Here is a 16,041-nt window from a genome sequence, read left to right on the forward strand (position 1 = left end):
GGGTTCATAGTGGATGAATGGAGCTGCGCAATCAGCTTCCAAGCAGTCATCTCTTGACTGCTCCTGTTCACCCTCCGGAAAGGGTCACAGGACCTCCTGAGTTACACCACTCGGAGGGGCGCTACCGTTGGTGAGCATTGCCTTTTTAGCCCTTCGCGTACTTGCATCATGGGATTGCGCTGTTGGAACGCAGACGCCCTGCCATGGATGTGTTGTGCAGATCAACGTCGGTCAATCGGTGCTGTTGTCCACAGACACGTCGGGCAGCTGGCTGCAACTTTCCATCACCAGTGGTTTTGGCCGGTTGTCCGATTCAGAACTCACATTGGCCTTTGTTGGCCCTGGCGATGTGCAGTTGATTCGGATCCCCGCCGGTTGCGCAGGCTGTCTGGAGGCGCTGACGGATCTCTCGGTGGTCTGGCGTGATCTGCCAGATAATCTCGGGTTCGGCGACGATTTGATCAGCGATTGGATGCTGAGGCTGTTACGGCTACGCAGTCAACCCCAGGCGGATCGGCGTCTACAGGTTCTATTTCAGGCGCTGATCTGGCACCACGGGTGCAGGATTGGCCAAGGGTATTGGCTGCCGTTTTGCCTGTCCCATGGGCGATTGGCCGAGTTGATCGGTTCAACGCGCCCAACGGCAACGCGAGCGCTGCAGCAATTGCGCCAATCTGGGCATTTGCGGGATCACCTCGCCCAGCCTGGCTGGTTGTTTCAACCCGATATTCTGACGCTGGCCTAGCGGCTGCGCCGGACACGCACGGGCACGAGCACCGGCTGCATCAAACCACCGCCGCCGTTGTCGTCATCGGAGTCGGTGGTGAGCCAGAAGGCCAGGCCGAACAGAGCGAGGACGCCCGTGAAGAGGATGAGCTCGGCCATGGCGTTCAGATTGGCTCATTCAACCGTAGCCAGGTCGGCAAGGGGGTGCTGTAGCGAGGGTGGCTGGTTTTGGGGCGGTTTTTACACCAGCGGAGCCAGGGCGAGCAGCCCGCCGCCAAGGGTGAGGCCTGCGGCCAGGGCCAGGCCCCAGGCGGGCTTGCTCTTGCGCAGCACAGCAAAAGTAGTGCCTACAACCGCGGTGGAGGCCAGGGCCGCCCCGATCCACCAGCCGAGCAGCTCGGAGGCGCTGCCGCCGGCTTCCTGGCCGTGCAGCATGGCGTGGACGGCCACGCCAACCGCCAGCACCACGGTCAGTACCCCCTGGCCGTCCAACTGGTGGCTGCGCTGGCGTGCCAGCAGGGCGAGCCCGATCCCCGACACCGTGAGGGCGGCCAGCACTTCCGCAGCGGGCAGGCTGCCGCCGAAGGCGCCGAACAGGGATCCGACCACCGCTGCAGCCAGGGAGACCAGCAGCAGAGAGGGGCCCGCCAGGGCGGCGGCACCACCCACGCCCACCAGTAGCAACAGGTGGTCGACGCCCAGCAGGGGGTGGCTGGCTCCGGCGACCAGACCGCCAGAGGCGAGGCCATGGCCCCCCGCGGGTAGGGCGGAAAGCAGGCTCAAGGCCAGGCCGGCAGCGGCGGCGGGAGCCAGTTGGCGGAGGGAGGAGGGGGGCATGACGATGGCGAAGGCCTCAGATTCAGTATCCCGCTCAGGCGAGGCCCTTGCCGGAATCTTTGGCAACGCACACCTGGAGCTGGCGGCGCAGCGCGTCGTGGTCGAGGTTTTTGCCGATCAGCACGATCTGGTTTTTGCGGGTGGCGTCGGGCCAGTCGGAGTCGTCGATCGAGAAGCGCTTGCCGGCCAGGTGGAACACATGCCGCCGCTCGCTCTCGTTGAACCAGAGGATGCCCTTGGCCCGAAACACTTCCGCCGGCAATTGGTTGTCGAGGAAGTTCTGGAATTTGCGCAGGGCAAAGGGGCCTTCCGCCGCAAACGACAGGGAGGTGAAGCCCTCGATCGCGGCGTGGTCGGGATGGTCGGCGTGGCTGTGATCGTGATCGTGGTTGTGCGCGTGGCTGTGATCGTGTTCGTGCTCGTGTTCGCAGTGGCCGTGCTCGTGGTCGCAGGCGCTGTGGTCTTCTTGCGCCGTGCGTTGCTGCTCGGCAACGATTTTGTCGCTCTCGAACAGGCCCACGCTCAGCAATAGCGGCAGGGGCACCTCACCGTTCACCGACCGCAGGATGCGGGCGTCGGTTTTGATGCTGCGCAGCTGCTCTTCCAGGGCGTTCAGCCGCTCTTCGGCCACCAGGTCGCACTTGTTGAGCAGCAGCATGTCGCTGTACACGATCTGGGCCCGGGCCACCTCGCCCTCCAGCAGCTCGTCGCTGAAGTTCTCCGCATCCACCAGGGTGATGATCGAGTCGAGCCGGGTGGCATCGCGCAGGTCGCTGCCCAGGAAGGTCATGGCCACCGGCAGCGGGTCAGCCAGGCCGGTGGTCTCCACCACCAGGTAGTCGACCGGCTCGGGGCGATCCAGGATCCGATACACCGCTTCGAGCAACTCGCCGTTGATCGAGCAGCAGATGCAGCCGTTGCTCAGCTCCACCATGTCGTCGCCAGTGGCGACGATCAGGTCGTTGTCGATGCCGATTTCCCCGAATTCATTCACCAGCACCGCCGTTTTCAGGCCCTGCTGGTTGCTGAGGATGTGGTTCAGCAAGGTGGTTTTCCCAGCCCCCAGAAAGCCGGTGAGGATCGTTACCGGCAAGCCCGTGGGACTGGCCGTGGGGGCGGGGCTGGCGCTGGCGGTCATCGAATCGGGAGCTGCCGAGAGAATTGGACCTTAGGAAGGGCAGGATCGCCCCTGGCTCAGAACTGGAAGCTGGTTTTGATCAGGGCACCGACCTGATTACCGCCCCCCTGATTTCCGCCCGGGTTGTTGAGGTAGAAGATCGCCGGGGTCACTGAGATGGCATCGGTCACCTGCCACTGGTACCACCATTCCCAGGCCCAGACGCCCTTCTCCGTGTCGGCCCCGTTGCGGGTGGCTGTGGCAAAGGCCGGCTGGCCCACACCCATGCCAAAGCTGTTGCCTTCCGCCAGCACATCGCTCCATTGCAGGCCCACCATCCACGACTGGCTGGTGCGCAGATTCGTGCCTGAGCTGCGGTTGAGGCCGTAGCCGGCGCTGATCGACGGGATCCAGCCACCCTCGGCCGGCTGCCAGAAGCCGCTGATGCCGAAGGCATTGGTGCTGGCCCCGAACCCTTCAATCTCGGCGGTGATAAAGGGTGTGGCGCCGGGCACACCCACGCCGCCATTGAGATAGGAGTAAATCGCCGCAAGGCCCCAGTTCTCCTGGCCATAGCCCAGCTGCACGGTGCTGGTGCCGGCTGAGGTGCTGGTGAACAGGCCCTGGCTGGAATCGGCTGCGTTGGCGGCGACGTAATTAACGCTCACGCTCAAGCCGTTGTCTTGCCACCAGAGACCCAAGCCGGGGCCGAGGTTTTTGTTGTAAGCCAGGGGTGCACCGTTGAGGGTGAGGGCGTTGAGGATCGTGTCGCTGGGATAGGCGCTGGGCCAGAGGGCGAGCATGTCTTCCTGGCCCACCCGGCCGCCGAAGGTGGCGGTGAACTGGCTGCCGATTGGGAATTGGTAGAAGAGCTTGTCGATGCCCAGCACATCGGGGCCACCCTCCTCTTGGAATGCGATCTCCAAGGTGGAGAGCCCGCCACCGAAGGCATTGCGTTCTCCATCGAAGTTGCCGGCCCGCAGCACCGTGCGCAGCAGATCCTTGCCGGTGAAGCTGGTGTCGAGGTTGAGCTGCACGTCGTAGTTGAACGTGACCTGCTCACCGGCGGGGTTGTTGCTCACCCCACCCACCACAAAGGTGGCCAGGCCAGAAAGTTTGGTGGTGGTGGAAAATTGGGTGGCCTCGAGTTCGCCCGCTTTGGCTTCCAGGCCATCGACGCGGCCCTTGAGCACGGCCAGTTCCTTCTCGAACTCGGCCATCAGGCGCTTGAGATCGTCGGTGACGTCCGTGATGCGATCGAGGCAGGCGTTGAGCAGGGCGGCGGCCTCGAAGCGGGTCATGGAACGGCCTCCGCGGAACGTGCCATCGGGGTAGCCGGCTACGCAGCCATAGCGCTCGATCAAGTTGCTGAGGGCCTGGTACGCCCAGTCGGTGGGGCGCAGATCGGAGAACTGGCCAATGCTGGTGACCTGCTCCTGGCTGCGCGCGTAATGGTTGACGCGCTCAAGGTTGAGCTCGGTTGCTGCAGCCGCGACGGGTGTCAGCAGGCCCAGGACTGCCGTTGCAGTCAGACCTTGTCGGATCGATGCCATTTGCTTGGTCACCAAGGGTTGCGGATTGCAGCCCAGCAGAGTTGCCCGAGGATGATAACGATTCTCATTCCTGCCTGATTCCGGCCTTGCTTCAGCGAATCGCCTGCCAGCTTTCGATCAGAGCCTCTTGGCTGGCTCGGTCGCAGCGACCTCCGAGGCCATTCACGATCAGGCAGGTGTTGGCGCTGAGGGTGGCCACCAGGCTGGTGGCGGAGCCATCGCCTGCCAGAGCCAGGCCGTCGGCCACCAAGGGCTCGGCCGATAGGGGAACGCCGCTGAGGGCGCTGATGCGTTGCAGCGCTTTGCTGGGCGGCAGTTGTTCGCTGAACAGCATCGGAACCTGCTCCTGTTTGAGCTGCTTCACCACGGCCTGGAAGGCCTGGGGCCGGAGGTTGTCGCTGCTGCTCATCGAGTCGACCAGGGGCAGCTCCTGGAGCCCGTAGGCCCGCCCCAGGCTGGCGAAGGCGCGGTGCCCGCTGGCCTGGGGCCGGGGGGCGGGGATTGTGTCCAGCTGCTGGCGGTTCCAGCGGTCGAGCTGGCCGAGCACGGCCGTCATCGCCCGTGCCCGGGCGGCGATGCGGGGGCGGGCCGCAGGTTTGAGCTGCTCGAGCTGCTGGGCCACCAGCTGCACCATGGCGCTGGCCTGGCTGGGGTCGTGCCACACATGGGGATCCCGATCGCCGTGATCGTGCCCTCCTTCCTCATGGTGGTCGCCGTGGCTGTCCTGCAGCGCTTTGAGCTCGGGGCTCCCCGGGACGGCCCGCTCGGCCACCGCCACCGCCTTGCTCTGGCCGGCTAAGGAGGGGGTGAGGCCATACCCATTGATCAGCACCAGCTGGGCCTGGCTGAGTTCGCGGCTCTGCTGTGGTGTCAGTCGGAACTGGTGGGGGTCGTCACTCGGTTGCAGCAGGCAGCTCACCCGCAGGTCGTCTGCGGCCAGGCGCTGGGTGATGTCACAGAGCACGCCATCGCCGGCAATCACTTCGGCAGGCGGAGGGGCTCCGCAGCCGGCAAGGGCGAGGGCCATGTCAGCTCCAGCCCCAGCCGCTGTTGCCCCCGCCAAAGCTGGGCGTGCAGTGCGTGGATGCACGGGCGCTTCTTGAGGCTTGATCGGCATGACGTGGCAGCGCTGACCGGCCGCAACAGCAAACTTGAACGTAATGGTTCTCAGTGCGGCCGGGTCGGGGCGTCTCGTTAGCGTTGGGGACCCTGTGGCGATTCGGTGTCCCTAGAGGTGAGCCAGCTGCAGGTGCGCCGCGGCGGCGAGCTGGCCCTCGATGGGGTGAGCTTTGCCCTCGAGCGCGGCACCCTCACGGCCCTGGTGGGCCCCAATGGAGCCGGTAAGAGCACCCTGCTGCAGGCCCTGGAGGGGCAACTGCCGATCGCGGCCGGCACCATTCGGCTGGACGGAGCGGCTCTGACGCCCGCCCTGGTGCGGCAGCAGTTGGCCCTGATGCCCCAGCGCGGCGAAATCGCCTGGCATTTCCCGATCACCGTGCGCGAGCTGGTGGCCCTGGGGCGGATGGCGGCCCAGCGGCCCGGCTGTTGCGATGTGGAGGCGGCCCTGCAGCGGGTGGGCCTGGCGGGCTTGGCAGGCCGGCGCCTGGATCAGCTATCGGGTGGCCAGCAGCAGCGGGCTCTGCTGGCCCGCACGCTGGTGCAGCCAGCCCGGGTGCTGTTGCTCGATGAGCCCTGCGCCGCCATCGATCCCCCCTCCCGCACGGAGCTGCTGAAGGTGATGGGGCAGCTGCGCGATGCCGGCCTCACCCTGCTGGTGAGCAGTCACGACTGGGGCCTCGACCTCGACGCCTACGACCGGGTGCTGGTGCTCGATCGCGGCCTGCTCGCCGACGGCACCCCCCAGCAGGTGCGCCATGCCCTGGGCGATCTGCAGGTGGGCAACCACTGCTGCGGCTGAGCCACCCAGCTGCGGTTAGGCCAGTGCTGCGGCTAGGCGCTCTGGCGTTCCTGGCAGGCGCGGCAGAGCCCAAAGAATTCCAGGGTATGGAACAGCAGCTGGAAGCCGGCGGCCTGCTCGCCCTTCAGCGACACGTTGTGCATGGGGCACTGCTCCAACACCACGCTGGTGCCGCAATCGACGCAGGTGAGGTGGTGCTCATCGCGCTCGGTGGGTGCGAACAGGGCCTCGCCGCTGGGCAGGTGGCGACAGCGAATCAGGCCCCGCTGCTGCAACTGGCGCAGGTGCCGGTACACCGTCGCCAGGCCCATCGGTTGGGGACCCTGGCGCAGCAGGGCGTGCAGGTCCTGGCCGGAGAGCTCCCGGCTGGCCTGGCGCAATGCGGTCAACAAGAGCTGCTGGCGGTCGCTTGGGGCGGCAACCTGGGTGGACATGGCCGGACAGGCTGCGGCGGGGTGCGCTGATCCTATGGAGACTCTCTGGTGGCTGCTGCCTCTGTTGCTGGCCCTGGTGATCGGCGCCCTCTGTCCCCTGGCCGGCACCCTGCTGTTGGTGCAGCGGCGGCTGTTTCTGGCCAACCTCGTGTCCCACGCGGTGCTGCCGGGCCTGGCCCTGGCGGTGGCCCTGCGGCTCGATCCCGGCCTGGGCGGGGTGATCAGCGGCGTGACCGGCGCCCTGTTGGCGGAGCGCCTGAGCCGCCGGGATCGCCCGGGCCAGGCCGGCGATGAGGCCGTGCTCAACACGGTGCTGGCTGGCTTTCTGGGGCTGGGGGTGCTGTTGATTCCCCTGTTGCACATCCGGGTGGATCTGGAGGCGGTGCTGTTCGGCGACCTGCTGGCGGCCGGGCCGATCGATCTGCTGCGCAGCCTGCTGGCCCTGGCCGCGGTGCTCCTGCTGCTGGCCTGGCGCTACCACCACTACGTGTATCTCGGGGTCGATCCTCTCGGTGCCGCCAGCGCTGGCCTGCCGGTGCAGCGGCTGCGGCTGCTGCTCACCCTGGTGACCGCCTTCACGGTGGTGAGTGCCATGACGGCGGTGGGGGTGGTGCTCGTGATTGCCCTCATGGGCGCCCCGGCCCTGGTGGCCCTCGCTGGGGCCACCAGCCTGCGCCAGGCCCTGGGGCGCTCGGCCCTGGTGGGGTTGGTCCTCAGTGGCGCAGGATTTCTGTTGGCGATCCAGCCGGCGATCAACCTGCCGCCGGGCCCCCTGATCGGCGTGCTCTGCATGGGGCTGTTGCCGATCGCAGCCCTGCAGGCCCAGTGGCTTTCAGCCCGCGGGTAGCCACAGGGCCAGTCGAACCGGCTTAGCCTGCGGGCGCAGCTCCAGCGTGGTCGCCTCGATCAGCACGGGCTGGGCCGCCTCAGTGGCCCGGGCCCTGGAGCGCAGGGTGAGCAGCAGCTGTTGACTGCTGGGATCAAACAGCAACGGGGCACCGGGCTCCACCTCCCAGCCCGTCAGCGGGCGTTGCTGCAGCAGCTGGCCGCGGCGATCCAGGGCCAATAGCTGGGGGTGCGATCCCCGGGCCCAGTCGCTGACCACCAGCCACACCCGCTCGCCGCCCCGGTCGCAGGCACTGGCCAGCACGGCTTCCCCGCCGATCCAGAGTTGCCGCGGCGGCTGGCCGGGTTCCACCAGCTCCAAGGAGCGCCGGTAGTCGGGCCAGTGGCGCACCAGCAGGGCGCGGCCGCTCACGGGGCAGAAGCTGCTGAGTTCCCGGCTCCCCGGCAGCACCTGGCGCCGGCTGGGCTGCCCCGGCAGGTTGTGGAGGGTCAGTCCCTCCAGTTCGGGCACCACCAGCCCTCCCCCCTCCGGCAGCAGCTGCATGGGCCCGGTGGCGCTTTGGGGGATGGCAACCTCTCCCCCCTGCACGCGGCGCAGCACAGTGCTGCCTGGATCCAATGCTGCGGTGGCCGACTGCACCAGCAGATCGCCCCGCTGGTTGCTGCTCAGGTGGGCAAACAGCAGGGGGGCGCTGCTGAGCGGCTGGAGTTGGCCGGGCCGGGGTTCGGAGAGCGTCTGGGGTGCCCGCACCAGATTGCGTTGCTGCAGCGGCAGCAGCCACAGCTGATGGGAGCCCTGGTCGTTGCCGCTGAGCAGGGCCACCCCGGAGCCGTTGCCGAGCGGCATCACCTGGGCCAGCTGGGGCCACACCGGCGTCAGCGGCTGCCAGCTTCCATCGCGCCGTTGCAGCTGCAACTGCTCGCCGCCGGGCACCGGCACCACCGCCAGCAGCCGCGGCCGGGGGTCCCAGCGCCAGCGCTGCCGTGGCAGGGGCAGGTTGCGGCGGTCGACGCCGGCCAGCAGGAGCGTTAGGGGCCCGGGGATCGTTTGACCCGGCCGCAGCAGCAGGCGCAGGGGGTTGCCCTCCCCCAGCCAGCGCCAGGCCAGCGGTGGTTTGAGGGCACTGTCGCGCTCGAGGCTGGCGCGCAGCATCGGCCGGCTGAAGCGCAGATCCAGGGCCGCCGGCCCCGAACTGGCGCTGAAGGCTTGGAGCTCCAGCAGCCGGGGTGGGCGCCGCAGCAGCAGTTGTTGCTGCAGGGCTGCCAGGCCGAGCCCGCCCGCCAACAGCAGCAGCACCCGTTTCGTGGCCTGGTTCATGGCTCTCCCCTGCTCACGGTTCGAGGGGCCGGCGGGGCCGGGGGATCGGCCTGATCTGCTCGGCCACCACCACGCTGCGGGTCTGGCCGTTGTGCTCCTCCATCGCCATGGTTCCCTGCACCGCCAGCCATTGATCGGCCCTGGGCTTCTGGCCCGCCGGCCAGCGCATGGGCAGCCCCACCGGCGTGGCATCGGCCAGGCAGCAGCGCACGAGCAGCCGGGCCAGCTGGGGTTGGTCGTTGTCCTGGGGCCACACAAATCCGCTGATGCGCACCGGATCCCCCGCGTAGAGGCTGGGATCGGGCTGGCTGCGCAGCAGCCGCACCCAATCGGTGAGGGTGCGCTGGGCCGGCGGCAGCACGAAGCTCAGCTCCGCCTCCTCGCCCAGCTCGGCCGGGCGGTTGGCGGCCAGATCGCTGAAGGAGGGGTTGGGTGGGATCGCCAGCACCAGCAGGGCGACGGCGATGCTCAGCCCCAAGGCCAGCTGGGTGGCCCGCGGCGTGGACAGCCGCCGACCCGGACCCATGGCCAGGTCGCGGTCGGCCTTCAGCACCAACCCGGCGAACACCAGCAGGGCTACGCCGCTCAGGCCCACCAGCGGGTGGAAGACGCCGTTGAGCAGCAGATCCAGCCGCCCGCTGAGGGTGCTCCCCAGCAGCACCGCTCCCCACAGGGCCAGGGCGAGGGCGCGCATCACAGCAGCACCAGGTTGACCCACTGGCCCAGCACCAGCACGGCCACGGTGGCGGCCGCGGCGGTGATGGCGATGGCCCTGGGCTGGAGCAGCACCCGGAACAGGCCCAGCAGCTTCAGATCCACCACGGGCCCCAGCACCAGAAAGGCCAGCAGGGCCCCGGGGGTGATCTGGGCGGCAAAGCCCAGGGCCAGGAAGGCATCCACGCTGGAGCACACCGACACCACCACCGCCAGCAGCATCAGGCTCAGCACCGACAGGGTCGGGGCTCCCCCCACCGCCAGCAACCAGCTGCGGGGCAGCAGGGTCTGCACCGTGGCGGCGATGACGCAGCCCAGCACCAGCAGCGCCGCCAGATCCAGAAACTCGCGGCTGCCTTGCTGCAGCACCTCCTGCAGCGGCGGGCGGGTCGGCTTGGCCGGCAGCGGCGGGGGGCTCACGGCTCCCACTAAGCCAGTGCGACGCTCCAGCAGTCCCACCTCCGCCAGCGGTTGGCTCAGCCGCCGCTCCTCCAGCAGCACCGGATCGAGCAGGGCCGTTTCGGGCAGCAGCCGCAGCACGCTCGCCAGCAGCAGGGCCAGGAGCAGGGCACCGGCGGGCCGGGCTGCCAGCAGCCAGGGTTGGTTGGGGAAAGCGGCCCAGGTGCTGGCCAGCACGATCGGGTTCAGCACCGGAGCGGCGAATAGAAAGCCCAGGGCCGTGCCCAGGGGGGCACCGCCGGCGAGCAGCCGCCGCGCCACCGGCACGTTGCCGCACTCACAGGCCGGCAGGGCAAAACCCAGGGCGGCGCCAGTGAGCGGACCCAGCAGGGGATCGCGCGGCAGCTTGCGCAGCCAGGCGCCACCGGGGGCGAGCCAGCGGGCCAGGCTGGCGATGCCCACCCCGATCAGCAGAAACGGCAGGGCCTCAATCAGCAGCCCCTGAAAAATGGCCCAGGCGGTGGCCAGTCGCTCCAAGGTTGGCTTGGGGAAGGCCCGCTGACCCTGGCATAGATGCGGCGGATCTGCCTTGCCGGCCGGCTCAGCCGCCTGGAGTGGCCCCGAACCACTCCGGCACCGCCGTGTAGCAGGCGGCGTTTTTCTCGTTTTCGCGGGCCTCCACCTTCCAGCAGCAGGTGCGTCCCCCATCCCGGGCCTGCAGCAAGGCGTTGGCCCAGCTCCACACCAGCTGGGCACTGGCTTCCATGCCCACGTTGTCCATCACCCGCAGGTCGAGGGCGCCCTGGTCGTGCAGGGCCTGCCACTGCTCCAGCAGTGGGTCGTCGGCATTCACCAGAAAGGTGTGGTCGAATTGCTCGGCCAGCTGGGCCTGCAGGGAGCTGAGGCTGGAGAAATCCACCACGAAGCCGTGGGCATCGAGGGCGGTGGCTTTAAACCAGCAGGTGAAGCTGCGGCTGTAGCCATGCACGAAGCGGCAGTGGCCCGGGTGGCGCCACTGGCGGTGGCAGCAGGGATACCCACTGAAGGTCTTCGAGCAGGTGAAGGCGGCGGTCATCCCCTGGGACAGCGAGTGGTGCGGGAGAATCGGGATCGATGGATTGGCAGCCCGTGAAGGCATCATTTCAGGCCCCGGATCCCGGATCCACAGCCGCACTGCTCGCGAGCCTGCAGTTCAACGAGGCCGGCCTGATCCCCGCCGTGGCCCAGGACTGGCTCGATGGTGCCGTGCTGATGGTGGCCTGGATGAACCGCGAGGCGATCGAGCGCACCCTGGCCAGCGGTGAGGTGCACTACTGGAGCCGCTCGCGGCAGGAGCTGTGGCACAAGGGCGCCACCAGCGGCCACTTTCAAAGCCTCAAAGGTCTGCGCTACGACTGCGACGCCGATGTGCTGCTGCTCACCATTGAGCAGCGCGGCGATGTGGCCTGCCACACCGGTGCCCGCAGCTGCTTCTACGACGACGGCCCCGCGCCCACAGCCGGAGGCCCAGCGGCTGCGCCGCCGCCGGCCGATGTGTGCACCGAGCTGATGCGTGTGATCGAGGGGCGCCGCGACCATCCCGAGCCCGGCAGCTACACCAACAAGCTCCTGGAGGGGGGCGACAACCGCATCCTTAAAAAGATCGGCGAGGAGAGCGCCGAATTCGTGATGGCCTGCAAGGACGCCAACGCCGCCGAGATCGCCGGTGAAGCGGCCGACATCGTCTTCCACCTGCAGGTGGCCCTGGCCCACCACGGCGTCAGTTGGCGCCAGGTGCAGCAGGTGTTGGCAGCCCGCCGCGGCGCCCCCCGGCGGGGCTGAGGACCGCCTTAGCCTGTGCTGAGCATGGCCGCAGCAATCCAGATCACCAGGCCGGTGAGCACGAAGCCTCCGGTAGCCACGGTGTATTGCCAGATAGCTTGAACCTTTGGTGTGGGCTGGCCTTCCAGCCAGGCTGGGCGGGCCCAGCCGCCGCCGTCTGTCCAGGGGTTTAATCCTCCGGTGGGTGCGCGTCTGGCCATCGCCTCACGCCAGTAGAAGTCGTAGCGGGGGGCTTGCTGGTTGAAGGGCATGGTGCCTACGGCCTGGCCGGGAAGTACCCGCGAGCGCTGAAAAGGCACCAGGCTGTCGCCGAAGTTGTCGCGGTATTCGTCGGAATTCAGTAAGGCGTCAACAAACTTGGGCAGCCCCTGCTCGGCGATCACGATCGACCAGGCGATCTGTTCGGCTTTTCCATGCACCGGGCGGCCGAGCACCCGGCCCACCACCTGCTCCACCACCCGGTAGTTGCTGTTGCACCGGTAGAAATCTCGCTGGAATTTCTCCGAGAGCAGCATTTGGCGGATGAAGTCGCGGGTGCTGATCTGGCCGGAACGCAACTGGGATTCCAGCACCTCATCCCGATCCACCTTGAAGGCATGGAAAAAGATCTGGCGGTAGGCCTGCTCGATCAGTGCGTCGGTGGCGGCCCGATCTCGCTGCAAGCAAGTGGTGTCGCTCTGGCGCGGGGTCTCCTCACCGGGGGCCAGAAAGCTGCTCACCCGGGCGTTGTTGGTGAGCGGTTTGGTGGCTAAAATTGGCAAGGGCATCGGACAGGGAATGCTGTGAGCGCGAAACGTATGTGAGTCCGTGGCGCGCTTTCGCCCAATCGAGCCGAATCACAAACAACGTTACGCCGCGCAATAGAACGCAACCTGAGAGGTGATCCCCAGCGTTTAGCGCGAGGCATCAGGGGGCAGCGCTGTTCCTGGTGAGCTGCCCTTGAGCCCGGGTTGGGCCTGCAGCCAGCGCAAGGTCGCCCGGTCGCGGGGGCTGAGCTCCAGCACCGGCTGGCTGCCGGGGATGGCGGCGAGGGCATCGCCGGGCTGATCGCTGTGGCCCCAGAGCCCGAAGGCGTGGCCGAGCTCGTGCAGGGCCGTGGCTTGCATGGCCTGCACGCCCTGGCCGGGGCTGAGTTGCACGGTCACCTGGGGTTCGAGCTGCCATAGGCCGGCGAGTTGTCCCGGCGCGCCCCGTTGCACCTCTACCAGTGTCAAGGTGGCGCGGCCGTGACTGGCCCGCTGGTTCTGCACGCGCGGTCTGCGCCGGAGGAGCTGCACCTGGGCGCGGGCGGGGTCGGCCACCACCGTGATCGGCAGGATCTGCTGCCAGCTGGCTAGGGCCCCATCCACCGCCTGGCGCCAGCGGTTATCCCACAGGGCTGCCGGGCCCTCGCTGGCGCCGGGCTCGATCCAGACGCACCAATGGTTCAAGCGCGGCCAGCCCAGGGGTGTGGGCTTGATGAGGTGGCGGTAGTCGGCGGGGCTGGGGGGCGGCACAGCGGGTGGCATCGGCCGCGACTCAGTGAGGTCCACGGCACGTTGCGCCTGCAGCGGTGGGCAGGGATCGGGCAGCGCAGGGGCCGACCAGGCAGCGCGGACCAGGCCGCCGAGCAGCCCGGCCAGGAGTGGAAGGGCTGCTCGGCCCCCCATCAGGCGGCCGGGAGCCCCACACCGCGGGCCATCAGGGTGGCCAGTAGGGGCACGAGGGCAAAGCCCACCAGTTCGATGTTGAGGATCCAGCCCAGGCGATTCGCCAGGGCTTCGCTCACCTGGGGTAGTTCGCCCTTGCGCAGGGGAATGGCCCAGAGGATGTAGGTGATCGTGGGGTAGAGCGACAGCCCGCCCACGCTCAGATAGAGACCCACCTTCCACCAGAACAGCGGGTTTTGGGTATAGAACTCAGAACCCTGGCCGTAGTACAGGACCCGCAGGATGCCGCTACCCAGCAAGGCCAGGGCCGCCAGTCCGTACACCACATCGGTGATCACCATCAAGGTGGCGTCGGCTTTGCTGGGGCTGGGCTTGATCAGCCGCCGCTCCAACACCAGGGCGCCGAAGCAGAGCATGAAGCTCAGGTAGTGCACGTAGGCCACGCCCGCCCGGGAGAGCACATCAGGGGGGATCGCGGCAAAGCCGAACATGGGGTAGAGGCAATGGCCTGCAACCGTAACTGCCGGCTCTGCTCCCCTGCTGTGGCCCATGGGGCGTGATCGATGCAGCAGTCTTTGCTGGCATGGAGAAATCCGCAGCCTTTGTGAAAACCGCACAAGGCATGAAATTGGGAAGGAAGGTTGAAAGTTGGAAGCTTTTCTGCTGGTCGGTTTCTGGTTGCACATTGCCCTTAGGTTCAATTCACTGCATGCGTGAACCATGGCGAGCTCTTTGAGCGCCTTTCTCGGTGAGATCGGCCGGCATCAGTTGCTGACCCCGGAGCAGGAACTCACCTTGGGCCGAAAGGTGCAGGCGATGGCGGAGTTGCAGGAGCGCTGCCGCGACGCCGGAGGATCCGGCCCCGCCTGCGATTTCGACGAGTTGGAGCGCCGCACTCTCAAAACGGGCGAACGGGCTAAAAATCAGATGATCACCGCCAATCTGCGGCTGGTGGTCAACCTGGCCAAGCGCTATCAAAACAAGGGCCTGGATCTGTTGGATCTGATTCAGGAAGGCACCTTGGGCCTCACCCGAGCCGTGGAGAAATACGACCCCACCCGCGGCCACCGATTCAGCACCTACGCCTATTGGTGGATTCGTCAGGGGCTCAACCGTGCCCTATCCACCCAGAGCCGCACCATTCGCATTCCCGTGAATGTGAATGAAAAACTGACCAAATTGCGGGCGGCCAAAGCCCGCTATCTCCAGGCCAATGGCACGGCTCCCCGGCCGTCTCAACTGGCCCAGATCCTGCAGTTGCCCTTGGCCGAGGTGGAGGATCTGCTGGGCTGCGAGCTGCGCAGCATCACCGTCAGTCTGCAGGGGGTGGTGAAGTCGAAGTCGGACCCCTCCGAATTGGTGGACGTGTTGCCCAGCCCGGAGCTGCCGCCGATGGAGCGCGCCGAGCTGGCAGAGCGCACGGCCACGGTGTGGACCCTGCTGGAGCGCGCCAACCTCACCCCCAAGGAGCGCACCGTGGTGATGCTGCGCTTTGGCCTCGATGGCAGCCATGAATGGCGCACCCTGGCTGAGGTGGCCCGCCAGCTGGAGTGCAGCCGCGAATATTGCCGTCAAGTGGTGCAGCGGGCGCTGCGCAAGTTGCGGACAACCGGCATCGACAGCGGTTTGGTGGAGGTTGTTTAGCCCCCGTTGGAGCGTTGAATGGAAGGGTTGGCTGCTGTGCTGCCCGTGACGGATTCCGTGAATGCCGCTTCCGTGGATCCCGCTTCTGTGGATGCCCAGGTGCTGGAAAGCACCGTGGTGGATGAGGCGGTGTTGCTCAAATTGCTGCGACGAGCCGGTCGCACCCTGGCCCGTCCAGCCCTGGAATGTCTGGAGCTGCTGCTCGATCCCCAAACGCCGGCCTCGGCCAAGCTCACGGTGTTGGCGGCCCTCACCTATCTGTTGGTGCCCCTCGATCTGATTCCCGACTTCATCCCCGCTGTGGGCTTCAGTGATGATCTGGTGGCGCTTACGGCCCTGCTTGGCCTCTGCACCCGCCACCGCACCGATGCCATTCGGTTGCGGGCCCAGCGCAGACTGGACCGTTGGTTCCCCCTGGATCGCTGACGGCGATGTCCACCCTCACCAGCAACGAGCTCGAGGATCTGCAGACCTTCCTCAAGGATTGGCTGCGGCACACGGGGCGCACCCAGGCGGATCTGCGGCGCGCCCTGCAGGCGGGCTCGATCCGGATGCCGGTGTTGCTGGAGGTGCTGCAGCGCACCTACAGCCGCGATGGGCTGCCGGGGCTGGCCGACCAGCTGTGCCGGGTGGAAGAGCTGTGGCAGAGCGAGGACGACGCCGGTGGGTCGGATGACGCTGGGCTGCCCGGGCTTGAGGCTTCCCTGGGCCAGTTGGATCTGCTGTTGCAGGAAATCCGTCAAGACCAACAACCTTGAGGTTTCCAGGTCAAAGTGGGGTGATGTCCTTTTTCCCCGCGATGCCGCGCACCACCGCTTTCTGGTCGTCCCTGGCGGCCTGCGGTTCGATCAGCCTGGCCTGCGGCCTTGGAGTGTCCCCTGCCTGGGCCCAGGTCGAGAGTTTCTTGGTAGGACCTGGCAGTTCCGTGGGGCCTTCCACCAAGGTGAAGCCCAAAAACTGCGTCACCGGCCCGGATGGATCGATCACCTGTGACACCCAACTGGAAAACTCACCCAGCGACACCCAGGCGCGTCCTATTTACGAGCAGTTCAAGAACTAGGTGCC

General features: G+C 67.3%; 21 protein-coding genes. 8 read left to right on the forward strand and 13 right to left on the reverse strand.

The genetic code is table 11. The features are described 5' to 3' along the window. The first annotated feature begins 130 nt into the window (after positions 1 to 130). Positions 131 to 745 (forward strand): helix-turn-helix domain-containing protein, encoded by a 615-nt coding sequence (locus KBY65_RS13985; protein ID WP_255001779.1) that lies wholly within the window; start codon positions 131 to 133, stop codon positions 743 to 745. Here KBY65_RS13985 and KBY65_RS12310 read toward each other — a convergent pair. The 5 genes from KBY65_RS12310 to KBY65_RS12330 all read right to left on the reverse strand — a co-directional run bounded on the left by KBY65_RS12310 (position 742) and on the right by KBY65_RS12330 (position 5,260). After that, positions 742 to 885 (reverse strand): hypothetical protein, encoded by a 144-nt coding sequence (locus KBY65_RS12310; RefSeq protein ID WP_254987694.1) that lies wholly within the window; start codon positions 883 to 885, stop codon positions 742 to 744. The genes KBY65_RS13985 and KBY65_RS12310 overlap by 4 nt on opposite strands. 81 nt (positions 886 to 966) lie before the next feature. Further along, positions 967 to 1,563 (reverse strand): HupE/UreJ family protein, encoded by a 597-nt coding sequence (locus KBY65_RS12315; RefSeq protein WP_255001780.1) that lies wholly within the window; start codon positions 1,561 to 1,563, stop codon positions 967 to 969. A 34-nt stretch (positions 1,564 to 1,597) separates the two neighbouring features. Next, on the reverse strand, positions 1,598 to 2,701 hold the full coding sequence (locus KBY65_RS12320; RefSeq protein ID WP_255001781.1) for a CobW family GTP-binding protein: 1,104 nt from the start codon (positions 2,699 to 2,701) through the stop codon (positions 1,598 to 1,600). 56 nt (positions 2,702 to 2,757) lie between these two features. After that, a complete protein-coding gene (locus tag KBY65_RS12325; RefSeq protein ID WP_094561330.1) occupies positions 2,758 to 4,233 on the reverse strand; it encodes an iron uptake porin in 1,476 nt (491 codons plus the stop codon). A gap of 91 nt (positions 4,234 to 4,324) precedes the next feature. Further along, positions 4,325 to 5,260, reverse strand: coding sequence for a metal ABC transporter substrate-binding protein (locus KBY65_RS12330; protein ID WP_255001782.1), 936 nt, complete (start codon positions 5,258 to 5,260; stop codon positions 4,325 to 4,327). 207 nt (positions 5,261 to 5,467) lie between these two features. Between KBY65_RS12330 and KBY65_RS12335 the strand changes: the two genes are divergently transcribed. Further along, positions 5,468 to 6,151, forward strand: a complete 684-nt coding sequence (locus KBY65_RS12335) for a metal ABC transporter ATP-binding protein (RefSeq protein WP_233128698.1) — start codon at positions 5,468 to 5,470, stop codon at positions 6,149 to 6,151. Between the two features lie 32 nt (positions 6,152 to 6,183). Here KBY65_RS12335 and KBY65_RS12340 read toward each other — a convergent pair whose 3' ends face one another. Beyond that, complete coding sequence (locus KBY65_RS12340; protein ID WP_094561315.1) at positions 6,184 to 6,585, reverse strand: Fur family transcriptional regulator; 402 nt, start codon at positions 6,583 to 6,585, stop codon at positions 6,184 to 6,186. A 34-nt stretch (positions 6,586 to 6,619) separates the two neighbouring features. Here KBY65_RS12340 and KBY65_RS12345 point away from each other — a divergent pair, with 34 nt between their 5' ends. Further along, positions 6,620 to 7,432 carry a metal ABC transporter permease gene (locus KBY65_RS12345; RefSeq protein WP_094561314.1) on the forward strand — a complete coding sequence of 271 codons (813 nt, stop codon included), beginning with the start codon at positions 6,620 to 6,622 and terminating at the stop codon, positions 7,430 to 7,432. On the opposite strand, the gene KBY65_RS12350 is transcribed toward KBY65_RS12345, so the two are convergent. The 4 genes from KBY65_RS12350 to KBY65_RS12365 form a co-directional block, all read right to left on the reverse strand. Continuing rightward, positions 7,418 to 8,749: a hypothetical protein gene (locus tag KBY65_RS12350; protein WP_255001784.1), complete on the reverse strand. Its 1,332-nt coding sequence runs from the start codon at positions 8,747 to 8,749 to the stop codon at positions 7,418 to 7,420. The two genes, KBY65_RS12345 and KBY65_RS12350, sit on opposite strands and share 15 nt — an antisense overlap. 13 nt (positions 8,750 to 8,762) lie before the next feature. Beyond that, complete coding sequence (locus KBY65_RS12355; RefSeq protein ID WP_094561312.1) at positions 8,763 to 9,443, reverse strand: TIGR03943 family putative permease subunit; 681 nt, start codon at positions 9,441 to 9,443, stop codon at positions 8,763 to 8,765. Further along, positions 9,443 to 10,399: a permease gene (locus KBY65_RS12360; RefSeq protein WP_094561311.1), complete on the reverse strand. Its 957-nt coding sequence runs from the start codon at positions 10,397 to 10,399 to the stop codon at positions 9,443 to 9,445. Before KBY65_RS12360 ends, KBY65_RS12355 begins: the two co-directional genes overlap by 1 nt. A gap of 64 nt (positions 10,400 to 10,463) precedes the next feature. Then, a complete protein-coding gene (locus tag KBY65_RS12365) occupies positions 10,464 to 10,937 on the reverse strand; it encodes a 6-carboxytetrahydropterin synthase (protein WP_255001785.1) in 474 nt (157 codons plus the stop codon). 38 nt (positions 10,938 to 10,975) lie between these two features. On the opposite strand from KBY65_RS12365, the gene hisIE reads away from it, so the two are divergent. Beyond that, positions 10,976 to 11,683, forward strand: a complete 708-nt coding sequence (hisIE, locus tag KBY65_RS12370; RefSeq protein ID WP_094561309.1) for a bifunctional phosphoribosyl-AMP cyclohydrolase/phosphoribosyl-ATP diphosphatase HisIE — start codon at positions 10,976 to 10,978, stop codon at positions 11,681 to 11,683. Between the two features lie 8 nt (positions 11,684 to 11,691). On the opposite strand, the gene KBY65_RS12375 is transcribed toward hisIE, so the two are convergent. From KBY65_RS12375 to KBY65_RS12385, 3 genes are all read right to left on the reverse strand, one after another. Beyond that, positions 11,692 to 12,450 (reverse strand): phycobilisome rod-core linker polypeptide, encoded by a 759-nt coding sequence (locus KBY65_RS12375; RefSeq protein ID WP_255001786.1) that lies wholly within the window; start codon positions 12,448 to 12,450, stop codon positions 11,692 to 11,694. Between the two features lie 126 nt (positions 12,451 to 12,576). Further along, positions 12,577 to 13,332, reverse strand: a complete 756-nt coding sequence (locus KBY65_RS12380) for a peptidase (protein WP_255001788.1) — start codon at positions 13,330 to 13,332, stop codon at positions 12,577 to 12,579. Beyond that, the gene (locus tag KBY65_RS12385; RefSeq protein ID WP_094561307.1) at positions 13,332 to 13,823 is read right to left on the reverse strand and encodes a DUF2214 family protein; all 492 of its coding nucleotides are present in this window, start codon (positions 13,821 to 13,823) and stop codon (positions 13,332 to 13,334) included. Before KBY65_RS12385 ends, KBY65_RS12380 begins: the two co-directional genes overlap by 1 nt. Before the next feature lie 229 nt (positions 13,824 to 14,052). Here KBY65_RS12385 and KBY65_RS12390 point away from each other — a divergent pair, with 229 nt between their 5' ends. Genes KBY65_RS12390 through KBY65_RS12405 form a run of 4 tightly spaced genes read left to right on the forward strand, consistent with a single transcriptional unit; the run spans position 14,053 to position 16,036 of the window. Then, positions 14,053 to 14,976 carry a sigma-70 family RNA polymerase sigma factor gene (locus KBY65_RS12390; RefSeq protein ID WP_255001789.1) on the forward strand — a complete coding sequence of 308 codons (924 nt, stop codon included), beginning with the start codon at positions 14,053 to 14,055 and terminating at the stop codon, positions 14,974 to 14,976. A gap of 45 nt (positions 14,977 to 15,021) precedes the next feature. Next, a complete protein-coding gene (locus KBY65_RS12395) occupies positions 15,022 to 15,402 on the forward strand; it encodes a YkvA family protein (protein ID WP_233128694.1) in 381 nt (126 codons plus the stop codon). A 5-nt stretch (positions 15,403 to 15,407) separates the two neighbouring features. Next, positions 15,408 to 15,734, forward strand: a complete 327-nt coding sequence (locus tag KBY65_RS12400) for a hypothetical protein (RefSeq protein ID WP_094561304.1) — start codon at positions 15,408 to 15,410, stop codon at positions 15,732 to 15,734. 23 nt (positions 15,735 to 15,757) lie between these two features. Further along, positions 15,758 to 16,036 carry a hypothetical protein gene (locus KBY65_RS12405; protein WP_255001790.1) on the forward strand — a complete coding sequence of 93 codons (279 nt, stop codon included), beginning with the start codon at positions 15,758 to 15,760 and terminating at the stop codon, positions 16,034 to 16,036. Positions 16,037 to 16,041 lie beyond the last annotated feature (5 nt).

The sequence above is a fragment of the Cyanobium sp. Alchichica 3B3-8F6 genome (assembly GCF_024346435.1).
In the GTDB taxonomy this organism is placed as follows: Bacteria; Cyanobacteriota; Cyanobacteriia; order PCC-6307; family Cyanobiaceae; genus Cyanobium_A.

Bases quoted from the DNA above. Each gene is read 5' to 3' on its own strand.
- KBY65_RS12310 (WP_254987694.1), bottom strand. From the start codon at position 885: ATGGCCGAGCTCATCCTCTTCACGGGCGTCCTCGCTCTGTTCGGCCTG.
- KBY65_RS12315 (WP_255001780.1), bottom strand. From the start codon at position 1,563: ATGCCCCCCTCCTCCCTCCGCCAACTGGCTCCCGCCGCCGCTGCCGGC.
- KBY65_RS12320 (WP_255001781.1), bottom strand. From the start codon at position 2,701: ATGACCGCCAGCGCCAGCCCCGCCCCCACGGCCAGTCCCACGGGCTTG.
- KBY65_RS12325 (WP_094561330.1), bottom strand. From the start codon at position 4,233: ATGGCATCGATCCGACAAGGTCTGACTGCAACGGCAGTCCTGGGCCTG.
- KBY65_RS12330 (WP_255001782.1), bottom strand. From the start codon at position 5,260: ATGGCCCTCGCCCTTGCCGGCTGCGGAGCCCCTCCGCCTGCCGAAGTG.
- KBY65_RS12340 (WP_094561315.1), bottom strand. From the start codon at position 6,585: ATGTCCACCCAGGTTGCCGCCCCAAGCGACCGCCAGCAGCTCTTGTTG.
- KBY65_RS12345 (WP_094561314.1), top strand. From the start codon at position 6,620: ATGGAGACTCTCTGGTGGCTGCTGCCTCTGTTGCTGGCCCTGGTGATC.
- KBY65_RS12350 (WP_255001784.1), bottom strand. From the start codon at position 8,749: ATGAACCAGGCCACGAAACGGGTGCTGCTGCTGTTGGCGGGCGGGCTC.
- KBY65_RS12355 (WP_094561312.1), bottom strand. From the start codon at position 9,443: ATGCGCGCCCTCGCCCTGGCCCTGTGGGGAGCGGTGCTGCTGGGGAGC.
- KBY65_RS12365 (WP_255001785.1), bottom strand. From the start codon at position 10,937: ATGACCGCCGCCTTCACCTGCTCGAAGACCTTCAGTGGGTATCCCTGC.
- hisIE (WP_094561309.1), top strand. From the start codon at position 10,976: ATGGATTGGCAGCCCGTGAAGGCATCATTTCAGGCCCCGGATCCCGGA.
- KBY65_RS12375 (WP_255001786.1), bottom strand. From the start codon at position 12,450: ATGCCCTTGCCAATTTTAGCCACCAAACCGCTCACCAACAACGCCCGG.
- KBY65_RS12380 (WP_255001788.1), bottom strand. From the start codon at position 13,332: ATGGGGGGCCGAGCAGCCCTTCCACTCCTGGCCGGGCTGCTCGGCGGC.
- KBY65_RS12385 (WP_094561307.1), bottom strand. From the start codon at position 13,823: ATGTTCGGCTTTGCCGCGATCCCCCCTGATGTGCTCTCCCGGGCGGGC.
- KBY65_RS12390 (WP_255001789.1), top strand. From the start codon at position 14,053: ATGGCGAGCTCTTTGAGCGCCTTTCTCGGTGAGATCGGCCGGCATCAG.
- KBY65_RS12400 (WP_094561304.1), top strand. From the start codon at position 15,408: ATGTCCACCCTCACCAGCAACGAGCTCGAGGATCTGCAGACCTTCCTC.
- KBY65_RS12405 (WP_255001790.1), top strand. From the start codon at position 15,758: ATGTCCTTTTTCCCCGCGATGCCGCGCACCACCGCTTTCTGGTCGTCC.